This window comes from Knoellia terrae (genome assembly GCF_048606435.1).
GTDB classification, from domain to species: domain Bacteria; phylum Actinomycetota; class Actinomycetes; order Actinomycetales; family Dermatophilaceae; genus Knoellia; species Knoellia terrae.
In genome coordinates, this window is record NZ_JBMBWH010000009.1 from 13,753 (window position 1) to 35,922 (window position 22,170).

Below are 22,170 nucleotides of genomic sequence, written 5' to 3' on the forward strand. Positions count from 1 at the left end.
ACCGGCGGTGACCGAGCGACCGGCGGCGGGGGCAGTCGGGACGCCGGCCGGTGGCGACCTCGGCGCCGCCATCGTCCTGGCAATGGCCCTGGTGTTCTCGATCGCGGTGGGCGCCGGACTCCTGAACTGGGCGCTCCTGCAGTCACCTGCGTGGTCCGGCGCGGTGCTCGTCATGGCGCTCGCGGTGTCAACCACCATGGTGCTCCGACTGCGGCCAGAGTCTGGCGGACACGACCGGCTCGCCGGTCTCGTGCTCGCCCTGCCGGCCCTGGGCGTCTCCGCGGTCGCGGGTGCGGGAGCCCTGCGGGGAGCGCCGGACGGCATCGCCTGGTTTCTCAACGGCGACCACCCTCGTCATGTCGTGTACGCCGCCGACACGTGGGTCCAAGGGAACCTCTCCTACACGGTGGAGGGATACCCCCACGGCTGGCACTCGCTGCTCGCGGCCGTGTGGTCCCTCGAGGGAGCCGGGCTCGACCCGGCGTCGATCACTCGTTTGCTCAGCGTCATGGCGTTCTGCAGCCTTCTCCTCTCGGCGCTGCTCGCCTTGTCGACGGCGCATCTCGGGCGCGACCTGGCAGTTCGTCTCGGGCTGAGCCGATGGGCATCGATGACCATCGGCCTGGCTGCAGGTGCGGCCACCCTGTTGAACGTCTTCTTGGCCAACTACCAAGCACTGGGGTACGAAAACTCCTTGCTGGCAGCGACCGTTGTGGCCGTGTGCTCGCGCGAGGTGCTCGTTCGGGGCGGGAAGGTGCTGTCGTTGGCGGTCTGTGCCTCTGGAACAGTTGTGCTGGCCCACACTTGGCAACTGCTGCTCCCCGTAGTCGCGGTAGCAGCCCTGTGGTGTGGGCGGGAGGCCGTGCGCGAGCGCGGAAATCGAGGAATGATCGCCGTCGTCGTCCTGGCAGTCGCGGCACTTACGCTGGGTGCTCCAGCAGTTCTCGCAGTGGTCCAGGGAGTCGGTATCGACCACGCCACGGAAACCGGCCCCGACAGTCCTGTGCCGCTTGTGCTCCTCGGGCTAGGGCTCGCGTCGTGCGTGGCGCTGGCGGTCAGGGAACACGACCCGCAGGTCCGCTGTGTCGCCGTCCTGGCGGTGATCCCGTCGCTGTTGGCCGTCATGCTTTCCATCGGGTTGGGTGTGGCCTTGTTGCACTACTACCCGAGCAAGCTGCTGTGGCAGTCCGCGCTGCTGGGCCTTTCCCCGCTTGCTGCTGCCTCTGCCGTCTTGGCCGACCGCCTCCTCGCAAGGGGCACAGGCGCAAGGATTGTCGCGAGTCGCGTCGGCACGGTAGTCGTCGCCGTGTGTGTGGCTTACGGCCTTCTGCTGCCTTGGGGTTCTCAGGCCGGCGCCTGGACGACGGTGGACGCGTCGCGGGTGTTGACCGCGCTCTCGAGTGCGCGAGCTCCGGAGTCGACGGTGGTATGGCTCGGGGGTAACCCGACGACGGATTCGGTCACTCGAATCCTACTAGACACGTTCCGCGTCGAGGCGACCCGGGAGCGTGCCCCGCAGGCCCGGCTGTCCGTCGCGCAGGAGTGCGAGCTGTTGGAACAGGCCAAGGCGCCTGTCGTGCTGTCGACCGAACCGGAACAGCGGGTGCGAGAACGGTATGCCTGCGTGCCAGGGCTCACGGCCGTGCGGGTGGGGTGACGGCCGAGGATCTCAGGATCGAGGCGACGAGTCCTGGATGTCGAGCAGCATCGCGAACAGCAGCATCTGCAGTCCGCTCAACAGGGGGGCCACGCAGAGGATCACCGTGCCGGGAGAAGCCACCGGCGGACCGAGCGTGTTGAAGATGATCCAGACACCGATGAGGAGCCCGAGGGCGAGGAGGGCGAGACCGCTGAAGAACAACAGCGCGACGGCGGAGAACGACTGCAGCACGTACTTCCACCACATCCGGGTCCAGAACCCCTGCACGAGCCGGCTCGCGATGCGGGGCCCGACCGTCGCGAGGTTCATCCCGGACACCTCGGCTCCGTAGCGCGCTGGGACAGGGACATCAACGGCCGGCACACGAAGGATGTTGAGGTTGATGAGCAGGTCGTTCTCGAAGTCGTAGCGGCGCGCGATCTGGTCCCAGGGCAGCCGCGCCAAGGCGTCGCGGTGAATCGCCGTGTAGCCGTTCTGCGGGTCGAAGAGGTTCCAGTATCCGCTGGATGCCTTGGTCATGAAGGACAGCGCGATGTTGCCGATCACTCTCATACGCGGCATTCCCGCGAAGGAGCCGCGGCCGTAGAACCGGTTCGCCTTCGTGAACTGCGCGCGCCCGCTGACGATCGGCTCGAGCAGGGCGGGGAGGTAGTCCGGGTCCATCTGCCCGTCACCTGCCATCACGACGCACACGTCCGCACCGAGTTGAAGAGCGCGTCGATGACCCGTCAGAATGGCGCCGCCGACGCCCTGGTTCTTCTCGAGGCTGATGACCACGGTGCGGTCGTCAGCCGCCGAGCGGGCCCTCTCAGCAGTGGCGTCGGGGCTGGCGTCGTCGACGATGACGATGTGGTCGACAAGATCTGGCATCGTCATGATGACGGCCGCGATGTGATCCTGCTCCTTATACGCCGGCACGACCGCAGCGACTCTCAGCTCGTGGAACATGTGATCATCCTCGGGTCAGGGGTAGATGGCACGGGTGCGCGCCTGGTCATGGAGACTGACGACACGAGTCGCTCCCACCGAGCTGACCCGAAGGTTCTCGTAGCGGGCGGAGACGCTCCGGTCAGCAGAGTTGCGGGTGGAGTCACCCTCGATGGTGACGGCGAGTCGTCGGTACCCGGGAGGTGCATCGAGGGTGAAGGTCATCGAGGTGGCCCGATCGGACACCGCAGTCGATCGAGCAAGCTCACGACTGCCGTCACGGACGACCACGTCGCGGCGGTCCGCGCCCAGCGCAGTGACATCCACGCTCACCCGTATGTTGCGAACCGCGGTACCGCTCAGGTTCGCTGTCGTGATGCCTGCGCGGGAGCCGCTCTCTTGCATGACCTCCTCGCCGTCAACCGTGATTCCTCCTGCCGCCAGACCGACGAGCACGGGGCTGAGAAGGCGCTCGCGATCGGACTCGCTCACAGGACGTTCGGGCAGGGCCCAAGCAGTGAGGCGGCCGTCGGGTGTGCGAGCCACCGGCTGCCCAAGCAACGACGTCAGCGCCCTGACGGCTGGTGCCTGTGGGTCCACACCCTCGCTGTCGACCTCGACTGCGCAGAAGCCTGCCGCCCGCAGACCGGAGATGAGCGTCGAGGGGTCCGAGAGCTCGATGCCCATCGACCAGTCGCCCGCCTTGGTGCCGCTCATTCCGCCATGGCTCCAGGCGAGCCGGGGGTCGGCCAGGTGTTGCAGGAGCTGGGCGTTCGCGTCGTATGTCTCAGGGAGGTATCCCTCGGGGAAGCGCGTGACAGGAAGCTGGAGCACTCCGCACTGTCGACCGGTCGCGGCTGCGAGCGTCCCTGTGTAGGAACGTATGCCGTCCAGCCGGCTGGCGATGTCGACGAACCGGGGAGCGAGCGCTGGGTTGGTCTGGTCGAGTGCACCGACCACGAGGAGGAGTGCAGGCAGGGCAACGGAGAGGACCTTGGCCCGGGGCCTGCTCAGCCAGTGCCCGACGGCGAGGAGCCCGAGGAGCAGCAGGACGAGGGAGAGCCGCGACCAGGCTCGCAGCTGGGGTGTCGCAAGAAGCGCAACGATGCTCCCGACCCCGCCGACCGTGTAGAACGCCGCCGTCACGATCCAGAGAGCCCCCCACAACCGCAAACGCTGGGGAGCCGAGTGCGCGGTGGCCAACACCCTGAGACCAATCACGACGAGAGCGACGCTTCCCGCCGCTCCGACGACTCCGAGGGAAAGCGTCTCGGTGACAGGGCGACCAGCTGCCCTGTACGCCTGCGTCAGAGCTGCGAGCGGCTCGATCCGGTGACCTTCCCAGGGCAGGAAGAGGTCGACGAGGCGTCCGGCATACCGCTCCGACTCAAGTGCAGTGCGAGTGGCGGGTCGAGGGCCGGTCATGGCAGTTCCGGCCATACCCACTTTCGCCGCGACGAGGGGGAGCGCGGCCACGAAGCCGAGCCACACCATGCTGACCAGCCCGCCCCTCCACCACCCCGAAGACCGCCCGTTGCCGGCCCGCAGCACCAGCGCTGCCGCCAGCAGGATCAGGGTGAACCCCGCGTAGTAGGCACCACTAAGCCCCACCAGGGTCAGGGCGAGCAGGGTCACGGCCAGCCTGCGTCCGGGTGGCCGCCGCTGAGCATCGAACGGGCTCACCCCCCGCGCCACGGCGAATACCACCCACAGGCCGAGTGGGACCGTCCAGTAGGACGCCAGCCAGAGATGCTCGAACCGCTCGGCATGATAGGGCGCCACCGCGAACAGCACGGCGACGACGACCGATGCCGGGACAGAGAGCCGTTCGCTGCGGCCCAGCAGGTAGGTGGTCAGCGCGACGAGCGGAAATCCGAGGAAGAAGTACACGGCTCCGACGGAGGCAGCGTCACCTCCAAGCAGGCCGATCCCCTTAACACCCAGGACATGGATGACGTTGAGCTCAGGGAAGAACGAGGCGTTCTGACCGAGCGGGAAGCCCACGGCCTGGGTGGTCCAGAACCACCCCTCGGTGAGGATCTGGTGGATCTGCGTGAGGACGACAGGGCTGTCGCCGAGCAGTGACGGGGGAGACCCCGGACGCCAGTCCCAGACGCGCAGAGAGAAGCCCGCAATGGCGGTGGCCAGGGCAGCGGCCCAGACGGCTCCGACGACGTCTGCGCGGACCTGTGCGCCCCTCTTCCTCGCCATCTTCACCTGTGCACCCACAGGCGGAAGTCTGGATCCTCGGCTGCGACCGTCCATGCAGGCTCGCCACGCAGCGCCGCATCGAGGGGGCGGCCACGGTCCGCCAGGACGGCCGTGAGTCCTTGTGTCTCGGCATACTCCTGCCACCCCGGCCGGGCTTCCTGGAAGGCTTCGTATGCCGTCGCGACCGGCACGGAGTAGACCTCAGCGCGCAGGTCACGCAGGGGCCGGCGGTCCCGATGCGCCCACTGCACCCACCCGACCGCCTTGCCGTCGACGGCGATCACGCTGTCCGGCGGCAGTGATGACAGCGCGCGAGACGCCCGAGGAGAGACGGGCGCAGCGAAGTCGTTGGTCGCGATGTGGGAGCCGCCGAGCACGAGGACGAGACCTGCGGCGAGCCCCCACGCCGGCCACTCGCGAGGGGTCTTCCGGGTCTCCGGGCCTACCGGACGGGGGCTGCGCCCCTGAGGGGCAGAGAGTGGCGACGACCTGCGGGGGAGGGTGGCCACACCGTGGGCGAGAGCCGGCGCCAGCACGATCGCGCCAACCGCGATGGTACGCACCATCCACACCGCCAGGGCAAACGCGGCCAGCACGGTGATCGCCCGGGTCCATCGTCGTGGTGTCGAGCGCAGGAGGCCCAGCACCGCAAGGACCGTCGACAGCACCACCACGAGGAGCACCGGGTTGTCCAGTTCCGGGCGCTGCCACTCGTTGGCGGTGAGGCGGGCCACCGCCGACACGCGAAACGGCTCGAGCAACGCACTGACGCCCAGCGGGGTCATGAGCGCAGTCACGACGGAGATCGCCGGCACACACGCGACGCTGGCCGCGGTGCGACCACGCCAGCAGCCGTCGAGGACCCCGCCGACCAGGAGAACCACGCCCAGCGCCACACCGAGTACCCACGTTCCGTGCACCATCGTCCACAGCCACGTGGTGGGGATGACCGCCCAGGGCACGACACCCCGAACCGACGCCTGCCACCAAAGGGCCACGGTGAGCGCCAGCAGCACCATCCCAGCCAGCTGAGGCCTTTCACCCCACGACGCAGCGGCTCCGAACATGGTCAGGGCCGTGGCGAACAGCGCGGGCGAAGGCCCGGTTGTCGCACGGCATGCGCAGAGGACCGCGGCGCCGAGGGCGAGCACCAGCAGCAGCCGCAACACCTGTATGCCGGTCATCCCGGCCGTCTCGTGAACAGCCGACATGCCGATCTGGGACAGCCACTGGGAGGGGACGTACCGCCGGTCGGCCAGGCTCGCCAAGGGATCGCTTCCTTCCGAGAAGCGCTGCCCTGACCGCAACAGATCGCCGATCCGCAGGTGGAGCCAGAGGTCGACGTCGGGCGTGGTGCGAACCCTGAGCAGCAGCCCCGACACGAGGCCAGCGCACAGGCCGGCAGTGATAGGCATCAACGATGAGCGCGGTTGTGCGACAGGGTTTTCCGGCGCAGACCGGGACACGCGGGTCTCGGCCACTCTTCGGTCCCCCTCCTCTGCCCGCGCTCTTGCGGCACCACACTAGACGGCCTGCGCCCACGAAGTTACGTACTTGGGTGGGCCCGTCGACGCAGGCACTTGACCGCGGGGACTTTTGGTCCTAGCGCATTCCCCGCGCAGGCCATAGGCTCCACCTTGATTCGGTGCGAGTATCACAGGACGTCGCGAGAATCTCGAACAGGCGGGGACCAATTTCGGGCTAATTTTCCGATTCTGCTCCCCATAGCCACATTTCGCGGCAGGATCTTCCTCGTCGCACCACCACCACCCCCAGATCCGACAGGAAAGGCAAGACCATGACCCAGGCCATGACCAAGGTCCTCGTGAAGCTTCAGTCCCACCGCTCCGAAAAGGGCGCTACCGCCGTCGAGTACGGCCTGATGGTCGCGCTCATCGCCATCGTCATCATCGCCGCCGTTGCCCTCATCGGCAAGAACCTCGACCTCACCTTCGACGAGGTCGCCGCCAGCCTCTGATCCTGTCGGATCGGGCGGTCGTCCGGCTCCCGTCGCGGAGCCGGACGACGGCTGGGACCGGTGCGAACAGCCGCCGGAAACACACCATAGACAACATCAGCTCATCCCGGGGAGGACCCACCGTCATGACCACCGCACTTGTCAAGCTCCACACCAGGCTCCACACCATGCGTTCCGAGAAGGGCGCTACCGCCGTCGAGTACGGCCTGATGGTTGCGCTCATCGCCATCGTCATCATCGCCGCCGTTGCCCTCATCGGCAAGAACATGGACCTCACCTTCGACGAGGTCGCCGCCAGCCTCTGATCCTGTCGGATCGGGCGGTCGTCCGGCTCCCGTCGCGGAGCCGGACGACGGCTGGGACCGGTGCGAACAGCCGCCGGAAACACACCATAGACAACATCAGCTCATCCCGGGGAGGACCCACCGTCATGACCACCGCACTTGTCAAGCTCCACACCAGGCTCCACACCATGCGTTCCGAGAAGGGCGCTACCGCCGTCGAGTACGGCCTGATGGTTGCGCTCATCGCCATCGTCATCATCGCCGCCGTTGCCCTCATCGGTAAGAACATGGACCTCACCTTCGACGAGGTCGCCGCCAGCCTCTGATCTTGGTTGGATCCCAGGGCGCCGGCCGGCTTCTCCGGTCGGCGCCCTGGGTTCCCTGCCCAACGCTCATGCACAGTTCACCGTGTCACGTAAAGAAGCCGCAGTACCACAACGCAATTTCGACCGAGGGGTGACATGTCGACCAACACGCGCAGCCGCAGAGAACGCGGTGCTGCTGCCGTCGAGATGGCGATCGTCCTGCCCCTGCTTCTGCTCATCATGGGCGGTGTCGTCGAGTTCGGCCGGGCCCTGTTCATCCAGAACATGGCGACCAACGCCGCTCGCGAAGGAGCCCGGATGCGCGCCCTCGGTTACACGACGGTGCAGGCGACGGAACGAGTCAACAGCGCGATGATCGGTATGGGCGTCACCACCTTCACCGTTACCTACGACGGCGTCGCGGGCGCAGGCGCGGGCACGGTAACGCCCAACGCGAACTGCCCGACAACGCCGCTGATCACCGACCGCCAGCGCGTCACGGTTAACCCCAACTTCGCCTTCATCTTTCCCATTCCGGGCGTGACGCCCCCGACCCTGTCGTCACAATCAGAGATGAGGTGTGGAGGATGAGTCGTCCCCGCCGGCCCGAGCGTGGTGCCGTGACCACCATGGTTGCCCTGCTAATGGGCATGGGTGTCCTGTTCGGCGTCATGGCCATCGGGGTGGACGTCGGCAATCTTCTCTGGGAGCGCCGCCAGCTGCAGAATGCTGCAGATGCGGCCGCTCTATCTCTCGCCGTCGAGTGTGGCAAGGGCGCCGCATCGTGTGCTTACGTCGACGGCGACGACACCGAGGCCTATGCCGACCGTAACTCGCAGGACGGGCAGACCGAGGTCGTCTCCGCCTGCCAGGTCAACATCGGTGGCTCCCTCCCCGTCTGTCCCGCGCCGGTTACATCGCTGACCGAGTGCCCCCCACTACCCGGCACGCTCGCGTCCATGACGGGGCTGCCGTACGTCGAGGTCCGCACCGAGAGCCTAAAGCCCAGTGGTGGTGGTGTCGCCAACTGGTTCGCCGGGATAAGCGGGGGGTCAGACAGCGCGGAGACGACGGTGAACGCCTGTTCCCGGGCTGCCATCGGGACGGCCAGCGGGGGCGCCGCCGAACTGCCGCTGAGCTTCTCCGGCTGCGACTGGGAGCACGCGACCGGCGGCACGGCCGGTGGTGGCGGAGGCAGCTACTACCCGTCACCGGTCTACAACGGATCGTCGCCCAACGGCTACGGCGGCGCGGGTCAGCCGGCCTGGCCGACGGCCGCGGCTGCGCCACCCGCACAGATCCAAGGTCAAGAGGTCATCCTCCTGGCGCAGAACCCGCCCGGGGGAGCGACTCCGGCCACGCCGTGTCCGACGTGGAACGGGCATGCACTTCCCGGTGGATTCGGTGTGCTCGAGACCGAGCCCAGCGATGCATGCAAGTTCGTCGAGTACCCCCACCACTGGATGCACACGAGCACCGGTAACAACACCGCGTGCAACCTCAGCAACTTCGTCGGGAAGGCCGTCAGCCTTCCCATCTTCGACTGCACCAACGCCACAGCACCGGGCGTCGGCCCACCTGTCAACGGGTGCACGACCGGCGCCGGAAACAACGCTTACTACCACCGGGCCGGTTTCGCTCAGTTCTACCTTAGCGGCTACAACCTCAACGTCACCGGCAGCTTCGACAACTGGAAGCCGAGCCTCGTCAGTGGGAACAGGCCATGCAACGGTGCGGACCGCTGCATCTCCGGCTGGTTCCTCAGCGGGGAACTGTCCGCAACTGCCATCAGCGGCCCACCCGTGGGCAGCGGTTTCTTCGGTTCCTACGCCGTCGTTCCCGCGGGCTGACCAACACACATTCGATCTGAAGGAAACACATCGTGGGGAAGCGCATCCTTGCCATCGCCGTGGCGACGGTCATCGCTCTCATCGGAGCAGTGCTCGTCCTGCTCTACGCCAACGGCGCCGACAAGCGCGCGGTGGCAGGGGCGAGCCCGGCCAACGTGTACGTCTCTGCTGCGACCATCCCCGCCGGCACCTCGATGAAGGAGGCCGTCCGGCTCAAGCTCCTGACGGAGACCAAGACGGCCGCCAAGGCTCTGCCCGCGGGAGCGCTGACCTCCGTGACGCCCGACAACGAGGCGCTCCTCGCCCTGACCGACATCCCCCCGGGTCAGTACGTGCTCAACACGGCGTTCGGAGAGGCCGTAATCGGCGACAAGGCGATTCAAGTGCCCGCTGGAAAGCTCGCGGTCTCCGTGCAGCTCAGCGACCCTGCGCGTGTCGGAAACTTCGTCACCCCGGGGAGCATGCTGACGATCTTCGCGAGCTACAAGCTTAAGCAGCTGGACACCAGTGAGGCCTCGAAGGTCTTCAACGAGCAGGACGTGCAGGGAACGTCCGTGCTCCTGGACAACATCCAGGTCATCGGCATGGGAAACACCGCCCTCCAATCCGGCCAGACCGGCCTGCAGAACGCCGCCGATGGCGAGGAGGCCGCACCCGCGGCACAGACGCCGAGCTTCCTCGTCACGCTCGCCGTGACCCCTGAACAGGCCACCCGGCTCGTGCACGGCACCAACCAGTATGTGCTCTACGCGGGACTGCGCGGTGCCGAGGTCAAGGTCGACCCGAAGCTCAGCGTCAACGACATCACCATCGCGAAGGCCATCCAGTGAACATTCTGTGGTCAAGTGATCCCGAAGCCGTCGAGAAGTACCGGTTCGCGCTCGGGACCGACACGCAGGCGCTGGACTCCGCTGCCATGGTGGCTCGAGTGCTCCACGACAACCTCGGTATCCAACAGGTGATCATTGGTCCTGACGTGGCACTCGAGCCGGCGTGCGACCTGGCTGAGTCCGCTCGACTCGACCGGCCGGAGCTGGGCGTCATCCTGCTGCGCAACCGGGTCGACGTCACGACCTTGAGCCAAGCACTCCGAAGCGGGATGCGCGAGGTCGTCACAGCGGACGACCACACCGCGCTCGCTGATGCGCTCCGGCGGAGCCGCGAGCTGACGGCCAAGCTGGCTGGCCACAGCGGTGCCGGCAGCGGGAACGAAGGACACATCATCACCGTGTTCTCGGCCAAGGGCGGGGTGGGCAAGACCACGATGTCGACGAACATCGCCACCTATCTGGCGCAGACCGGTTCCAAGACGCTGCTGGTCGACCTCGACCTCAGCTTCGGGGATGTCGCCATCAGCCTTCAGCTCATCCCGGTGCAGTCCGTCTTCGACGCAGTGGGCATGAGCGGCCACCTGGACGAGCAGGGCCTAGGCTCCCTCGTCACGACGCACGACGACAGCGGCCTCGACGTCGTGTGCGCGCCCAACGACCCGAGCGATGCGGACCGCATCCCCGTCCACGTCGTCACCGAACTCCTCAAGGTGGCCCGACAGCACTACGACTACGTCATCGTCGACACGCCACCATCCTTCACCGAGCACGTCCTCGCGGCCTGCGACATCAGCAGCGCCCTGGTGTTGATCGCGACACTCGACATCCCAGCCGTGAAAAACCTGCGGGTCGCCATCGACACTCTCGACATGCTGGGCAGTCCCAAGGACGCCCGAATCATCGTCCTCAACCGATCGGACGCCAAGGTGGGGCTGCGGGCCGACGACGTCGTCACCGCCATCAAGACGCCCATTGCCGTGAACGTGCCGAGCTCGATGACCGTGCCTGCCTCCGTCAACCGAGGCGTGCCGATCGTCCTGGATGATCCCAAGGGTGCCGTGAGCGTCGCCATTCGCGAACTGAGTGACGGACACATTCGCCAGCGGTTCGGTGACCCGGTGAACGGGGCCCGGACCTCCCATCGCAAGAGCCTGTTCAAAGGACGCAGATGAGCCTCGCCGACCGCCTCGACCTCGCCCGTCGCAGCTCAGAGCCCACCCCGGCTGCCGGCACGCAGCATGGCCAGGCCTCCAACCGTCGGCGAGCCGTCGATCCGTTCTCGAAGGTGAAGGGTCGCGTCCACCAAGGCCTCATCGAGAGCCTGGGCCCGCGCCTCTACGACCCGCACCTGCCAGAGGCGGAGCTCGCCGCACAGGTGCGGCACACCTTGCAGGTGACGATCGACGCGGAACAAACCCCGCTGTCACACGCGGACCGCACGCGGATCGCCCAGGAGGTCTCAGACGAGATCCTCGGGCACGGGCCGCTGGAGCCGCTTCTGCGTGACCCCGAGGTCACCGAGATCATGGTGAACGGGGCTGACTCGATCTACGTCGAGCGCAGCGGCAAGATCTACCCCGTAGACGCCCACTTCAGCGGTGAGCCGCACCTGCGCCGTGTCATCGACAAGATCGTCGGCCGAGTGGGTCGACGCATCGACGAGGCGAGCCCACTGGTCGACGCCCGCCTCCCCGACGGCTCGCGTGTGAACGCCGTCATCGCCCCCGTGGCACTCGACGGTGCCGTCCTCACCATCCGGAAGTTCGCCGCGGACCCGTTCACCGACGCCGACCTCATCGCGTTCGGCACCATCTCACCCACTGTTCGCGACTTCCTCAAGGCCTGTGTGCTGGGACGGCGCAACATCGTCATCTCCGGTGGGACCGGCTCGGGCAAGACGACGACGCTCAACGTCATCTCGTCGTTCATCCCCGAGGACGAGCGCATCGTCACCATCGAGGACGCCGCGGAGCTCCAGCTCCACCAGGATCACGTCCTGCGCCTCGAGTCGCGACCGGCCAACATCGAGGGCCGGGGCTCGATCGCCATCCGGGACCTGGTCAGGAACGCTCTGCGCATGCGTCCCGACCGCATCGTGGTCGGCGAGGTTCGAGATGGCGCGGCGCTGGACATGCTGCAGGCGATGAACACCGGTCACGACGGCTCGATCACCACGGTCCACGCCAACTCGCCGCGGGACTCGCTCTCCCGCCTCGAGACCATGGTGCTGATGGCCGGTGTGGAGCTCCCAGTGCGGGCCATCCGTGAGCAGGTCGCCGGGGCGCTCGACCTCATCATCCAGCAGGCCCGGCTCAAGGACGGCTCACGTCGGATCACAGCGATCTCGGAGGTCGTGGGAATGGAGGGTGAGGTCATCACTCTGCAGGACATCTTCACGTTCGACTTCTCAGCCGGTCGTGACGACCAGGGCCGCTTCCGCGGGCAGCTGGTGGGCACTGGACTGCGTCCCCGGTTCGCCCAGGACCTCGCCGACCTGGGGGTGGATCTGCCCCCTGCTCTGTTCACCTTTGGATCCCGATGACCGTGGTAGCACGCTCGTTCCGTACGCGGCTCCAGCCGGTGTTGCTGGCGCTGGTCCCGTTGCTGGCGCTTGCGGCCCCAGCCTCCTCCGCAGGAGCGGCGAAAGCCCTGCGCGGATCGCTCAGCGACCTTCGGCCCACGGCCACCACGGTCGACGGAACCCTCATCATCCGTGGGGGCGGCACCGCCGTCGTGAGTCCCACCAACGTCAGCGCGACCATCGGTGGGGTCAGCGTGCCGGTCACCGTGAAGCCGGCGGCCGCGAAGACTCGCACGACGATGCTCGTCATCGACACCAGTGGCTCGATGGAGGTCAGCGGCATGGCCACGGTGCGCAGCGCGGTCAAGGACTTCCTTGCGGCCGTGCCGAAGGACGTCAGAGTAGGGGTGGTCTCCTTCGCCTCGACCTCGGGCGTGGATGTGAAGCCCACGACTGACCACGCCGCCGTGCAACGGGCCGTCGACGGCTTGCGGTCCCGGGGTGAGACCGCCCTCTACAAGGGTGTCCAGGATGCCGTGAAGGCGCTGGGAACGGTCGGTGAACGCAGCATCGTGCTCCTCAGTGACGGGGGAGACACCGTCGAAGGCAGCGGGGGCGGAGACGCAGTGGCGGCCAAACAGCTGGCGTCGGCTGTTGCTGCCTTGGCCCGTGGGAAAGTCCGGGCTGAAGTCGTCGCGTTCAAGAGCCCGGAAGCCAACGGTGACGTGCTCAAGCGGTTCGCTACCGCCGGCGGTGGGTCGGTGGTGACCGCGGAGGATCGCGCGGCAGTGGCCAAGGCCTTTAACGCGGCCGCTCGTGCGCTGGAGTCCCAGGTCTCCATCTCCGTGCGCCGGCCCCCAGGGCTCACCGGAGTCCAACCACTGGTCGTCAAGGGAGTCGCCTCCGGCGCACCCTTCGCGGCAACCGCCTCGCTTGACCTCGGCGCCCAGGCGCCGGTCGTCGCGCCGACTGACGAGGAGAAGATCGTCGCTCCTGTGCCGTCCGTGGCCGGCAACGGAGCGACCGGGGGGGCGACCACGCCCTCACGCATCCTCCTCCTTCTTGCCATCCTGCTGTTGTTTCTCGGGGTCTTCCTCATCGTGGTCGTCGCTTTTGCGCCCGTCTTCCGATCGCGGCGCAAGGAGCGGGTCGCGACCATCGAGGCCTACGGCTTCGGCCGCGCCCGACCTGACGCCAAGAGCGCCAAGGACGCGCCCAGCGCCATCAGTCAGGGCCTCGTCCAGATGGGCGACCAGCTCATGGCCGGTCGGCAGTCGACCAGCCGCACCATGGCTCTGCTCGACCGAGCCGACCTGCCGTGGCGCGCGGGCGAGTGGTTCATCCTGCGTGTCCTCGCAGTGATCGTCGGCGGTCTCGTGGGTTATGTGCTGCTGATCCCACGCAACCCGTGGGTTGGGTTGGTGATGGGCGTCGCGGCTGGCTTCATCTTGCCGGCGTTCGGCCTACGGTTCCTAGCCCGTCGGCGAGCCCGCAAGTTCGAGTTCGTCCTGCCGGACGTGCTCATGTTGACCGCGACGAGTCTGGCGAGTGGGTTCAGTCTGCTCCAAGCGCTCGACGCAGTTGCTCGTGACGCACCCGAGCCCTGCGCGAAGGAGTTCTCACGGGCTCTGGCCGAAACGCGGATCGGCGCTGACGTCTCCGACGCGCTTGAGCACACAGCCGACCGCATGGACAGCAACAACATGCGTTGGGCCACCATGGCGATCAGAATCCAACGTGAGGTCGGCGGAAACCTGGCCGACACGCTCCGCACGACGGCCGCGACCCTGCGGGAACGCGAGGGTCTTCGCCGGCACGTGCGCGCCCTTTCCGCTGAGGGTCGCCTCTCGGCCTACATCCTCATCGCCCTGCCGATCGGCATCCTGCTGTTCTCGATGTACAGCAACTACGAATACGTCAGTCTCCTGTGGACCACCTTCTACGGGATCATCATGAGCGTCATGGGGCTCCTCGCGATGGCAATGGGGATCTTCTGGATGCGCAACGTGGTCAAGATCGAGGTGTGACCAGTGCTGCTCTTCTTCGGTTTTCTTCTCTTCGTCGCGGCTGTGGCGTTTGCCGTCCTCGCCACGAGCGCCGTCCCCACTGAAAGTCGTGGAGTTGCTCGCTCCCTCGAGCTGGTGAACTACACCCCGACACGTACCACGGTGGCAAAGCATGAGCTTGCCGCTCGGGACCGTCTGCTGGATCCCCTGATCAACAGTCTGCGCCGTCTGGCCGTGCGGATGTCTCCCGGTGGAACGGGTGACCGGCTGGCCCGCAACCTCGACAAGGCGGGCAACCCGCCGGCGTGGACCATTGAACGAATCATGGGAGTGAAGGGGATCGGGCTCGTGCTCGGCGTCGTTCTTGCTCTCGTGGTCCTCGGCTTCGGCGCCATGGGGATTCTCGCCGCGGTGGCCTTTGGTGCAGCGTGCTTCTTCCTGCCGGACCTCTTGGTCTACAACATGGGAACCAAGCGTCAGACGGAAATGCGCAAGGGGCTCGCCGACGCCCTCGACATGCTCACGGTCTGCGTTGAGGCCGGGCAGGGCTTCGACGCGGCAATCCTTCAGGTGGCCAAGACGGTCACCGGCCCCATCGGCGGTGAGTTCGCCCGTGTGCTCTCGGAGATCCAGATCGGCAAGTCGCGCGCCGACGCCTTCGCAGCCCTCGGCGAGCGCACGACAGCCGCAGAGATCAAGACCTTCGTCAGTGCCCTGGTGCAGGCCGACCGGATGGGACTTCCGGTCGCGGCGGTCCTGCGCGAGCAGACAAAGGAGATGCGCATCGCCCGGCGCCAGCGGGCAGAGGAGCAGGCGCAGAAGGTCACGGTCAAGATCCTCTTCCCACTCCTCCTCTGCATCTTCCCGGCCCTCTTCATCGTCATCATCGGGCCGGGCGCCATCAAGATCGCCGAGGCGTTCGGCAGCGGCGGTCTCTGAGGGCCCCGTCCGGCGTAGCGCCATGAGGCGCACAGTTCGCTGTGCGAACATGGACCACCGGCGCAGCGACAGCGCCCCACCTGCTGTGTCGCCACTGAGGGAGGACTGACCGTGAAGGGTCGCGTGCTCGTCGTCGACGACGATCTCGCTCTCGCGGAGATGCTCGGCATCGTCCTGCGCAACGAGGGTCTGGAGGTGAGCCACGTCGCCGACGGCTCGGGGGCGCTCGCCGCCTTCCGGGAGGCCAAGCCAGACCTCGTGCTGCTCGACGTCATGCTGCCCGGCATCGACGGCCTCGAGGTGTGCCGGCGCATCCGCGCCGAGTCCGGCGTCCCGATCGTCATGCTGACCGCCCGCACCGACACCATCGACGTCGTCGTCGGTCTGGAGTCCGGAGCGGACGACTACGTCGTCAAGCCCTTCAAGCCGCAGGAGCTCATCGCCCGGGTGCGCGCTCGCCTGCGTCGCGACAACGACGCCGAGCCCGAGCGCCTCACCATCGGCGACCTGACCGTCGACGTGGCCGGCCACTCGGTCAAACGTGGCGAGGAGTCGCTCAGCCTCACCCCGCTCGAGTTCGACCTCCTCGTCGCGCTCGCGCGCAAGCCGTGGCAGGTCTTCACCCGCGAGGTCCTTCTCGAGCAGGTCTGGGGCTACCGCCACGCCGGTGACACTCGCCTGGTCAACGTCCACGTGCAGCGTCTCCGGTCCAAGATCGAGAAGGACCCCGAGCGCCCCGAGATCGTCGTCACCGTCCGCGGTGTCGGCTACCGGGCGGGACCGGCCTGACCATGTCGGGGACGCCGACCGCCACGACCACCGGCGCCGGGACGTCACCGTCACCGTCTCCCACCCTGTCCGGGCACGTCCGGCAGATCGGTGGCCGGGCGATGGAGGGCTTGCGCGCCGCAGGCCGTGCCGTCGTGTCCATGGCGCGCTGGCTCGTGCGCACCTGGCGTCGGTCGCTGCAGTTCCGGGTCGTCTCGACAACCGTGATCCTCGGCCTCGTCGTGGTCAGCCTGCTCGGCTCCTACCTCTACAGCGAGATCGCCGACGGCCTGCGCCGGGAGCGCGTCGCGACGAGCGAGTACGAAGCGCGCACCCTCACGGCCCAGGCGCAGACGCGCTGGGAGAACGTCACCGTGACGTCGGTGCAGGAGCTCAACATCGCCGCGCGCGACCTCATGACGTCGACGCTCGCCCCCGCCGGCCCCCAGCCGTCGCGCTACGTCGTCATGATGCGCGGGGCAAAGAACACGAGCCAGACCGTCCTCGACCCGCTCGGGTCGGGGGAGCTCGGGCTCTCGTCGGTGAGCCAGGAGCTGCGCCAGGCCGTGGCTGCCGACCCCAACCGCCAGCAGACGATGGTCAGCGACGTCATCATCGGCGGCCGTCAGGTGCCCGCCGTGTTCGTCGGCACCGGAGTCGAGGTCCCCACCGCCGGCCGCTACGACCTGTTCTTCATCTATCCGATGACGCAGGAGCTGCGGACGATGAGCCTCATCTCCACGGCGTTCACCCTCGCCGCGCTCATCCTCACCGTCCTGCTGGGAGCCGTGGCCTGGGTGGTCACCAAGCAGGTCGTCACACCGGTGCGACGGGCCGCCGAGGTCGCCGAACGCCTGGCGTCCGGCAAGCTCAACGAACGTATGCCGGCCCGCGGCGAGGACGACCTCGCCCTGCTCGGCACGTCGTTCAACGCGATGGCCGACAGCCTCCAGGCGCAGATCCGCCAGCTCGAGGGCCTGAGCCGCGTCCAGCAGCGCTTCGTCTCCGACGTCTCGCACGAGCTGCGGACGCCGCTGACGACGATCCGGATGGCCGGCGACATGATCTATGACGCGCGAGCCGACTTCGAGCCGGTGATGAGCCGCTCCGCCGAGCTGCTCCAGGGTGAGCTCGACCGCTTCGAGTCGCTCCTGTCCGACCTGCTGGAGATCAGCCGTTTCGACGCCGGCGCCGCCGCCCTCGAGCTCGACACGGTCGACCTGCGCGACACCGTGGCCGACGTCGTCGCCGCTGCTGCGCCGCTCGCCGAGCGACGGGGCTCCACCGTCCAGGTGCTGGCGCGGGGGAAGATCGAGGCGGACGTCGACGAGCGCCGGGTCGAGCGCATCCTGCGCAACCTCGTCGTCAACGCCATCGAGCACGGCGAGGGCAAGCCGGTCACCATCCACCTCCGCGCCGAGGAGGGGGCGGTCGCGGTCGTGGTCGAGGACCACGGCGTCGGGCTGCGCCAGGGGGAGGCGTCCATGGTCTTCACGCGGTTCTGGCGCGCCGACCCCGCCCGCGCGCGCACCACCGGGGGGACCGGGCTCGGCCTGGCCATCGCGCTCGAGGACGCGCGGCTGCACCACGGCTGGCTCCAGGCCTGGGGCGAGCCGGGAGCCGGGTCACGCTTCCGGCTGACGCTGCCCCAGCGCGAGGGGCACTCGCTCACGGCCTCGCCGCTGCCCCTCTCGCCGGGTGAACGCCCGTGAACCGGGGGAGTGGTCGCCCTGGCGGCCGCCGCACCGGGGCCGCCCTCGTCGCAGCCCTGCTCGTCCTCGTCGGCTGCAGCGGCATCGGCTCCGGCACCTCCGTCCAGCCGGGCCTCGAGGTGCAGGGCGGGGAGGTCCAGCCGGTGCGCGCGTTCTTCCCCGGACCGGCGAAGGACGCCACCCAGGACCAGATCCTGCGGGGCTTCGTCCGGGCGGGAGCCGCCAGCGACGGCAACTACGAGACGGCCCGCAGCTTCCTCACGGAGGACGCGGTCAAGTCGTGGTCGCCCGAGAACGAGGTCGTCCTCTACTCGGCGAGCACACCGCTGGTCGTCACCCCCCGGGCACCCAACGCCGCCGTGCTGTCCGGCCCGGTCGAGGCCACCATCGGCACGGACGGCCGCTACGTCGCCGCGCCGGCAACGGCCGTCCGGCAGGCCGTCTTCGAGTTCGCCCGCATCGACGGGCAGTGGCGGATCAGCAACGTGCCCGAGGAGTTCGGCCGGTGGCTCACCACCTCCGACCTCGGCCGCCTCCTCCAGCCCTACTCCTTGCACTACATCGCCACGGATCGCCGGGCCCTGGTGCCGGACCGTCGCTGGTTCGCACGGGACCACCTGGCCACCCGGCTCGCGCGAGAGCAGCTGGCCGACCCGCCGGCATACCTCGACGGGGCGGTGCGCAACAACATTCCCCGCGGCTCGCGCCTCACGGCCGACTCGGTGTCCGTCACGGACGGCGTGGCCCGGGTCGAGATCACCGGGCAGGTCCCCACGGACCGGACCCAGCGCGAGAACGTGTGGGCCCAGCTCGTCTCCACTCTGCTCCAGGACCCGACGGTGCAGGGCGTCTCGATCCGGATCGGCGACGTCACCCTCGAGCTGCCCGACGTCGACCTCCCCGTGCGCACGGTCGAACAGGTCGACTTCCCGCCCCTGCCCGAGGTGCCGCTCGGCAAGGCCGTCATCCGGCGCGAGGACGTCCTCTACCTCCTGCCGAGCACGAGCACGGTCGAGACCGCCCCCCGCCCGTCCGGACTGACGAACATCACGCCCACCTTCCACTCGCTCGCGCTGTCGGCCGACGGGACGGACGTGGCCGCCGTCGACCCCGACGGGCAGGGGATCTCGCGCTTCCGGGGCACGACCCGCTACGACATGGCCTTCATCGGCCTGAAGGTGGGGCACCCGGCCTACGACGTCCGTGGCTACCTCTGGGCCGGCGGGATCGGGCTCGAGGACCGCAACGAGGTCCGGCTCTGGGCGTTCGACACGGCCGGCGACCCGGCGGTCGACCGCCCCGCCGCCACGCCCGTCGAGGCGCCCTGGCTGGCCAAGAGGCGGGTTCTCGAGTCCAAGCCCTCGCCCCACGGCGACCGGGTCGCGATCCTGCACACCGCCGAGGACGGCTCGGGCGCCCAGGTCACCGTCTCCGGGGTGACCCGTGGACCCGGCGGTGCGCCGGTGAGGCTGGCCGAACCGCTCCGCCTCGGGCCCTCGCTGGTCGGGCTGACCGGGCTCGTCTGGGTCTCGGAGCTCTCCGTGGCGACCATCGGTCGCCGGGCGGGGGACGACGCGCGCCCCCGCCCCTACGTCCTGTCGATCGACGGCGAGGAGCAGGCACTGGCGGAGACCCCGACCGGCGTCTCGATCACCACCGCAGGAGGCGAGCGAGACATCATCGTCACGACGTCCGCTGGCACCGTCCTGCGCCGGGCGGGTCAGCAGTGGCTCTCGCTCGGCAAGGGCACCGACGTGGCCGTCCCCGCCCGCTGACGCGTCCCCAGCCCGTCGGCGGGTCCGTGCTCGTCCACAGCGCGCGGTGCACGCGCTGGCGTGCGTCGCCGGTCCCCGGCAGGGTCGACCCGTGCTGTCGGACCTCGTCGACCTCGTCCTGCCGGCGACGTGTGCCCTGTGCCACCGTCCGGGCGGGGCGCTCTGCGCCGGGTGCCGCGCCGACGTCACCGCCTGTCTCCACCCGTCGCCGCGACCTGCCGTCCCCTCACCACCACCACCCGGTATGCCGTCGTGCTGGGTCACCGGGGAGGCGAGCGGAGCGCTGCGTGCCGTCGTCACGGCATACAAGGACGAGGACCGGCGCGACCTCGCACCGCAGCTGGGTCGCTGGCTCGCCCCAGCGCTGAGGGCCGCGGTCGGTCAGGACGGGTCGGCGCGCCGGGCGCTCCACGGTCGCGGGCTGCTCGTCGTGCCCGTGCCTGGGTCCCCACGGGCTCGTCGGCGACGCGGCGACGTCCCGCTCCTGGCCGTGGTGAGCGAGGCGGCCGGGGGGCTGGGCGGCCGTGCGGTGGTCGCCACGGTCCTCGCCTCCACCCGGGTCACCCGGGACCAGTCGGGCCTGGACGCTCGTGCGAGGGCGGCCAACCTGCACGGTGCCATGACGGTCCGCGAGCGGCAGGAGCGCGCCGTCTCGGGCGCTGTCTGCGTCGTCGTCGACGACCTCGTGACCACCGGCGCGACGCTCGCCGAGGCGGCCCGGGCGCTGCACGCGGCCGGCGCCGCCCAGGTCCTCGGCGCGGCGATCGGAGCCACGAGGAGGCGCGTCCTCGTTCCCGCAAACTCGCCGGGACCCGCCGGTTGAAAGGCACCCGGGAGGGGTCTAACGTCAGTGCATGAGAGACATCCTCCCCGGGAGGTGGTGCCGCCGCTCCTAGCCCTCGACAGGCACACGACAGGCACGCACCCCACATCAGGAGGACCAGTGGACATTGTCGTCACCGGACGCCACACGACCGTCTCGGACCGATTCCGGCAGCACATCGCGGAGAAGCTGGACAAGGTCCAGCAGCTCGCACCGCGCACGCGCCGCATCGAGGTGATCGTCAGCCACGAGCCGAACCGCCGTCAGGCGAAGGCCTGTGACCGGGTGGAGATCACGTGTCACATCAAGGGCCCGGTCGTGCGCGCCGAAGCGTGCCAGGAGGACCAGTACGCCGCGCTCGACGTGGCCCTGGAGAAGCTCCTCGAGCGCCTGCGCCGCAAGCACGACCGCAGCGTGAGGCGCGGACGGCACACGGCCGAGTCCGTGGCGACAGCGACGGCCTTCGTGCCGCCGGAGCCCGAGCCCGTCGAGGAGGAGGACGGTGACGAGACCGGTGCCGACTTCGGTGACTCGCCCATCGAGGTCCGCGAGAAGGTGCACACCTCCGCGCCCATGACGCTCGACCAGGCGCTGCGCGAGATGGAGCTCGTCGGACACGACTTCTATCTCTTCCACGACCTCGAGACCGACAAGGCGAGCGTGGTCTACCGGCGCCGCGGCTGGTCCTACGGCGTCCTCCACCTCGACCTCAACGGACACGCACCCCGCTCCGCGGACGTCGAGGACACCGACCGCGTCGCGGCATCGTGACGAGGGTCGCGTAGCGCGGTTTTTCGAACCTTGCTCCGGGGGCGGACTCGCCGTGTCAAGATTGGCACGTGAGTCCGCCCCTGTCAGAAGCCGCAGAGCGGGCCTCGTCCACGGGGGAGGCTCGCCAGCGCATCCGCATCGTCATCGCTGACGACCACGACCTCTACCGTCGTGGCATGCAGGCCGTCATCGGCCTGGAGCCCGACCTCGAGATCGTGGCCGAGGCCGGGTCCGGTGCCGAGGCCGTCGAGAAGGTCTTCGAGCACGAGCCCGACGTCGTCCTGCTCGACGTCCGCATGCCCGGCAACAGCGGCATCGAGGCGTGCACGGCGATCAAGGAGAAGGCTCCCCGCACCAAGATCCTCATCCTCACCGCCTCCGACGAGGAGTCGGACCTGTTCTCCGCGATCAAGGCGGGGGCGAGCGGCTACCTCCTCAAGGACCTGCCGACCGAGGAGATCGCCGAGGCGGTGCGCCTGGTCCACTCCGGGCAGTCGATGATCCCACCGCACATGGCCAGCCAGCTCATCGCCGAGTTCTCCCGGCTGAGCAACGAGCCGGCCAAGGACTCCGCGCCGGGTCCGCGCCTCACCGACCGTGAGCTCGAGGTGCTCGCCCTCGTCGCGCGCGGCAAGGCCAACAAGGAGATCGCGACGATGCTCTTCATCAGCGAGAACACGGTGAAGAACCACGTCCGCAACATCCTCGAGAAGCTGCAGCTCCACTCCCGCGTCGAGGCCGCCCTCTACGCCATGCGGCGCAACCTCATCGAGCCCGACGCCTGAGCAGCGGTTCGACCCCCTGACGGTT

The 22,170-nt window shown here is 68.6% G+C and carries 20 protein-coding genes; 17 read left to right on the top strand and 3 right to left on the bottom strand.

Annotation, left to right across the window (positions count from 1 at the left end):
* Positions 1–7 precede the first annotated feature (7 nt).
* Complete coding sequence (locus ACOJV9_RS12760; RefSeq protein ID WP_420185596.1) at positions 8–1,657, top strand: hypothetical protein; 1,650 nt, start codon at positions 8–10, stop codon at positions 1,655–1,657.
* 12 nt (positions 1,658–1,669) lie between these two features.
* On the opposite strand, the gene ACOJV9_RS12765 is transcribed toward ACOJV9_RS12760, so the two are convergent.
* From ACOJV9_RS12765 to ACOJV9_RS12775, 3 genes are read right to left on the bottom strand one after another with little or no spacing between them, the layout of a single operon-like run.
* The gene (locus ACOJV9_RS12765) at positions 1,670–2,608 is read right to left on the bottom strand and encodes a glycosyltransferase family 2 protein (protein ID WP_420185597.1); all 939 of its coding nucleotides are present in this window, start codon (positions 2,606–2,608) and stop codon (positions 1,670–1,672) included.
* A 15-nt stretch (positions 2,609–2,623) separates the two neighbouring features.
* Positions 2,624–4,816: a hypothetical protein gene (locus tag ACOJV9_RS12770; protein WP_420185598.1), complete on the bottom strand. Its 2,193-nt coding sequence runs from the start codon at positions 4,814–4,816 to the stop codon at positions 2,624–2,626.
* The gene (locus tag ACOJV9_RS12775) at positions 4,801–6,279 is read right to left on the bottom strand and encodes a hypothetical protein (RefSeq protein WP_420185599.1); all 1,479 of its coding nucleotides are present in this window, start codon (positions 6,277–6,279) and stop codon (positions 4,801–4,803) included. Before ACOJV9_RS12775 ends, ACOJV9_RS12770 begins: the two co-directional genes overlap by 16 nt.
* A gap of 317 nt (positions 6,280–6,596) precedes the next feature.
* On the opposite strand from ACOJV9_RS12775, the gene ACOJV9_RS12780 reads away from it, so the two are divergent.
* The 16 genes from ACOJV9_RS12780 to ACOJV9_RS12855 all read left to right on the top strand — a co-directional run bounded on the left by ACOJV9_RS12780 (position 6,597) and on the right by ACOJV9_RS12855 (position 22,145).
* On the top strand, positions 6,597–6,776 hold the full coding sequence (locus ACOJV9_RS12780) for a Flp family type IVb pilin (RefSeq protein WP_420185600.1): 180 nt from the start codon (positions 6,597–6,599) through the stop codon (positions 6,774–6,776).
* Between the two features lie 125 nt (positions 6,777–6,901).
* Positions 6,902–7,081 (top strand): Flp family type IVb pilin, encoded by a 180-nt coding sequence (locus ACOJV9_RS12785; protein WP_420185601.1) that lies wholly within the window; start codon positions 6,902–6,904, stop codon positions 7,079–7,081.
* Positions 7,082–7,206: 125 nt separating this feature from the next.
* The gene (locus tag ACOJV9_RS12790; protein ID WP_420185601.1) at positions 7,207–7,386 is read left to right on the top strand and encodes a Flp family type IVb pilin; all 180 of its coding nucleotides are present in this window, start codon (positions 7,207–7,209) and stop codon (positions 7,384–7,386) included.
* A gap of 135 nt (positions 7,387–7,521) precedes the next feature.
* Complete coding sequence (locus ACOJV9_RS12795; protein ID WP_420185602.1) at positions 7,522–7,956, top strand: TadE/TadG family type IV pilus assembly protein; 435 nt, start codon at positions 7,522–7,524, stop codon at positions 7,954–7,956.
* Between the two features lie 29 nt (positions 7,957–7,985).
* Positions 7,986–9,215: a pilus assembly protein TadG-related protein gene (locus ACOJV9_RS12800; RefSeq protein ID WP_420185603.1), complete on the top strand. Its 1,230-nt coding sequence runs from the start codon at positions 7,986–7,988 to the stop codon at positions 9,213–9,215.
* Positions 9,216–9,247: 32 nt separating this feature from the next.
* A complete protein-coding gene (cpaB, locus tag ACOJV9_RS12805; RefSeq protein WP_420185604.1) occupies positions 9,248–10,045 on the top strand; it encodes a Flp pilus assembly protein CpaB in 798 nt (265 codons plus the stop codon).
* Positions 10,042–11,217 carry a CpaE/TadZ family protein gene (locus ACOJV9_RS12810; protein WP_420185605.1) on the top strand — a complete coding sequence of 392 codons (1,176 nt, stop codon included), beginning with the start codon at positions 10,042–10,044 and terminating at the stop codon, positions 11,215–11,217. Before cpaB ends, ACOJV9_RS12810 begins: the two co-directional genes overlap by 4 nt.
* Positions 11,214–12,587 (top strand): TadA family conjugal transfer-associated ATPase, encoded by a 1,374-nt coding sequence (locus ACOJV9_RS12815; RefSeq protein WP_420185606.1) that lies wholly within the window; start codon positions 11,214–11,216, stop codon positions 12,585–12,587. Before ACOJV9_RS12810 ends, ACOJV9_RS12815 begins: the two co-directional genes overlap by 4 nt.
* Positions 12,584–14,593 (top strand): type II secretion system F family protein, encoded by a 2,010-nt coding sequence (locus ACOJV9_RS12820; RefSeq protein ID WP_420185607.1) that lies wholly within the window; start codon positions 12,584–12,586, stop codon positions 14,591–14,593. The genes ACOJV9_RS12815 and ACOJV9_RS12820 overlap by 4 nt, the downstream gene beginning before the upstream one ends.
* 3 nt (positions 14,594–14,596) lie before the next feature.
* Positions 14,597–15,511: a type II secretion system F family protein gene (locus ACOJV9_RS12825; protein WP_420185608.1), complete on the top strand. Its 915-nt coding sequence runs from the start codon at positions 14,597–14,599 to the stop codon at positions 15,509–15,511.
* 111 nt (positions 15,512–15,622) lie between these two features.
* Entirely contained in the window at positions 15,623–16,300 is a 678-nt protein-coding gene (mtrA, locus tag ACOJV9_RS12830) for an MtrAB system response regulator MtrA (RefSeq protein ID WP_420185609.1), read from the top strand.
* A 2-nt stretch (positions 16,301–16,302) separates the two neighbouring features.
* Positions 16,303–17,991, top strand: a complete 1,689-nt coding sequence (gene mtrB / locus ACOJV9_RS12835) for an MtrAB system histidine kinase MtrB (RefSeq protein WP_420185610.1) — start codon at positions 16,303–16,305, stop codon at positions 17,989–17,991.
* Positions 17,988–19,766 (top strand): LpqB family beta-propeller domain-containing protein, encoded by a 1,779-nt coding sequence (locus tag ACOJV9_RS12840; RefSeq protein WP_420185611.1) that lies wholly within the window; start codon positions 17,988–17,990, stop codon positions 19,764–19,766. The genes mtrB and ACOJV9_RS12840 overlap by 4 nt, the downstream gene beginning before the upstream one ends.
* A gap of 91 nt (positions 19,767–19,857) precedes the next feature.
* The gene (locus tag ACOJV9_RS12845; RefSeq protein ID WP_420185612.1) at positions 19,858–20,589 is read left to right on the top strand and encodes a ComF family protein; all 732 of its coding nucleotides are present in this window, start codon (positions 19,858–19,860) and stop codon (positions 20,587–20,589) included.
* A gap of 120 nt (positions 20,590–20,709) precedes the next feature.
* Entirely contained in the window at positions 20,710–21,360 is a 651-nt protein-coding gene (gene hpf, locus ACOJV9_RS12850; protein WP_420185613.1) for a ribosome hibernation-promoting factor, HPF/YfiA family, read from the top strand.
* 68 nt (positions 21,361–21,428) lie between these two features.
* Positions 21,429–22,145, top strand: a complete 717-nt coding sequence (locus tag ACOJV9_RS12855) for a response regulator (RefSeq protein WP_420185614.1) — start codon at positions 21,429–21,431, stop codon at positions 22,143–22,145.
* Positions 22,146–22,170: the final 25 nt, after the last annotated feature.

Coding starts and splice junctions, on each gene's coding strand:
- ACOJV9_RS12765 (WP_420185597.1), bottom strand. CDS start 2,608: ATGTTCCACGAGCTGAGAGTCGCTGCGGTCGTGCCGGCGTATAAGGAG.
- ACOJV9_RS12820 (WP_420185607.1), top strand. CDS start 12,584: ATGACCGTGGTAGCACGCTCGTTCCGTACGCGGCTCCAGCCGGTGTTG.
- ACOJV9_RS12780 (WP_420185600.1), top strand. CDS start 6,597: ATGACCCAGGCCATGACCAAGGTCCTCGTGAAGCTTCAGTCCCACCGC.
- ACOJV9_RS12815 (WP_420185606.1), top strand. CDS start 11,214: ATGAGCCTCGCCGACCGCCTCGACCTCGCCCGTCGCAGCTCAGAGCCC.
- ACOJV9_RS12790 (WP_420185601.1), top strand. CDS start 7,207: ATGACCACCGCACTTGTCAAGCTCCACACCAGGCTCCACACCATGCGT.
- ACOJV9_RS12785 (WP_420185601.1), top strand. CDS start 6,902: ATGACCACCGCACTTGTCAAGCTCCACACCAGGCTCCACACCATGCGT.
- ACOJV9_RS12795 (WP_420185602.1), top strand. CDS start 7,522: ATGTCGACCAACACGCGCAGCCGCAGAGAACGCGGTGCTGCTGCCGTC.
- mtrB (WP_420185610.1), top strand. CDS start 16,303: ATGTCGGGGACGCCGACCGCCACGACCACCGGCGCCGGGACGTCACCG.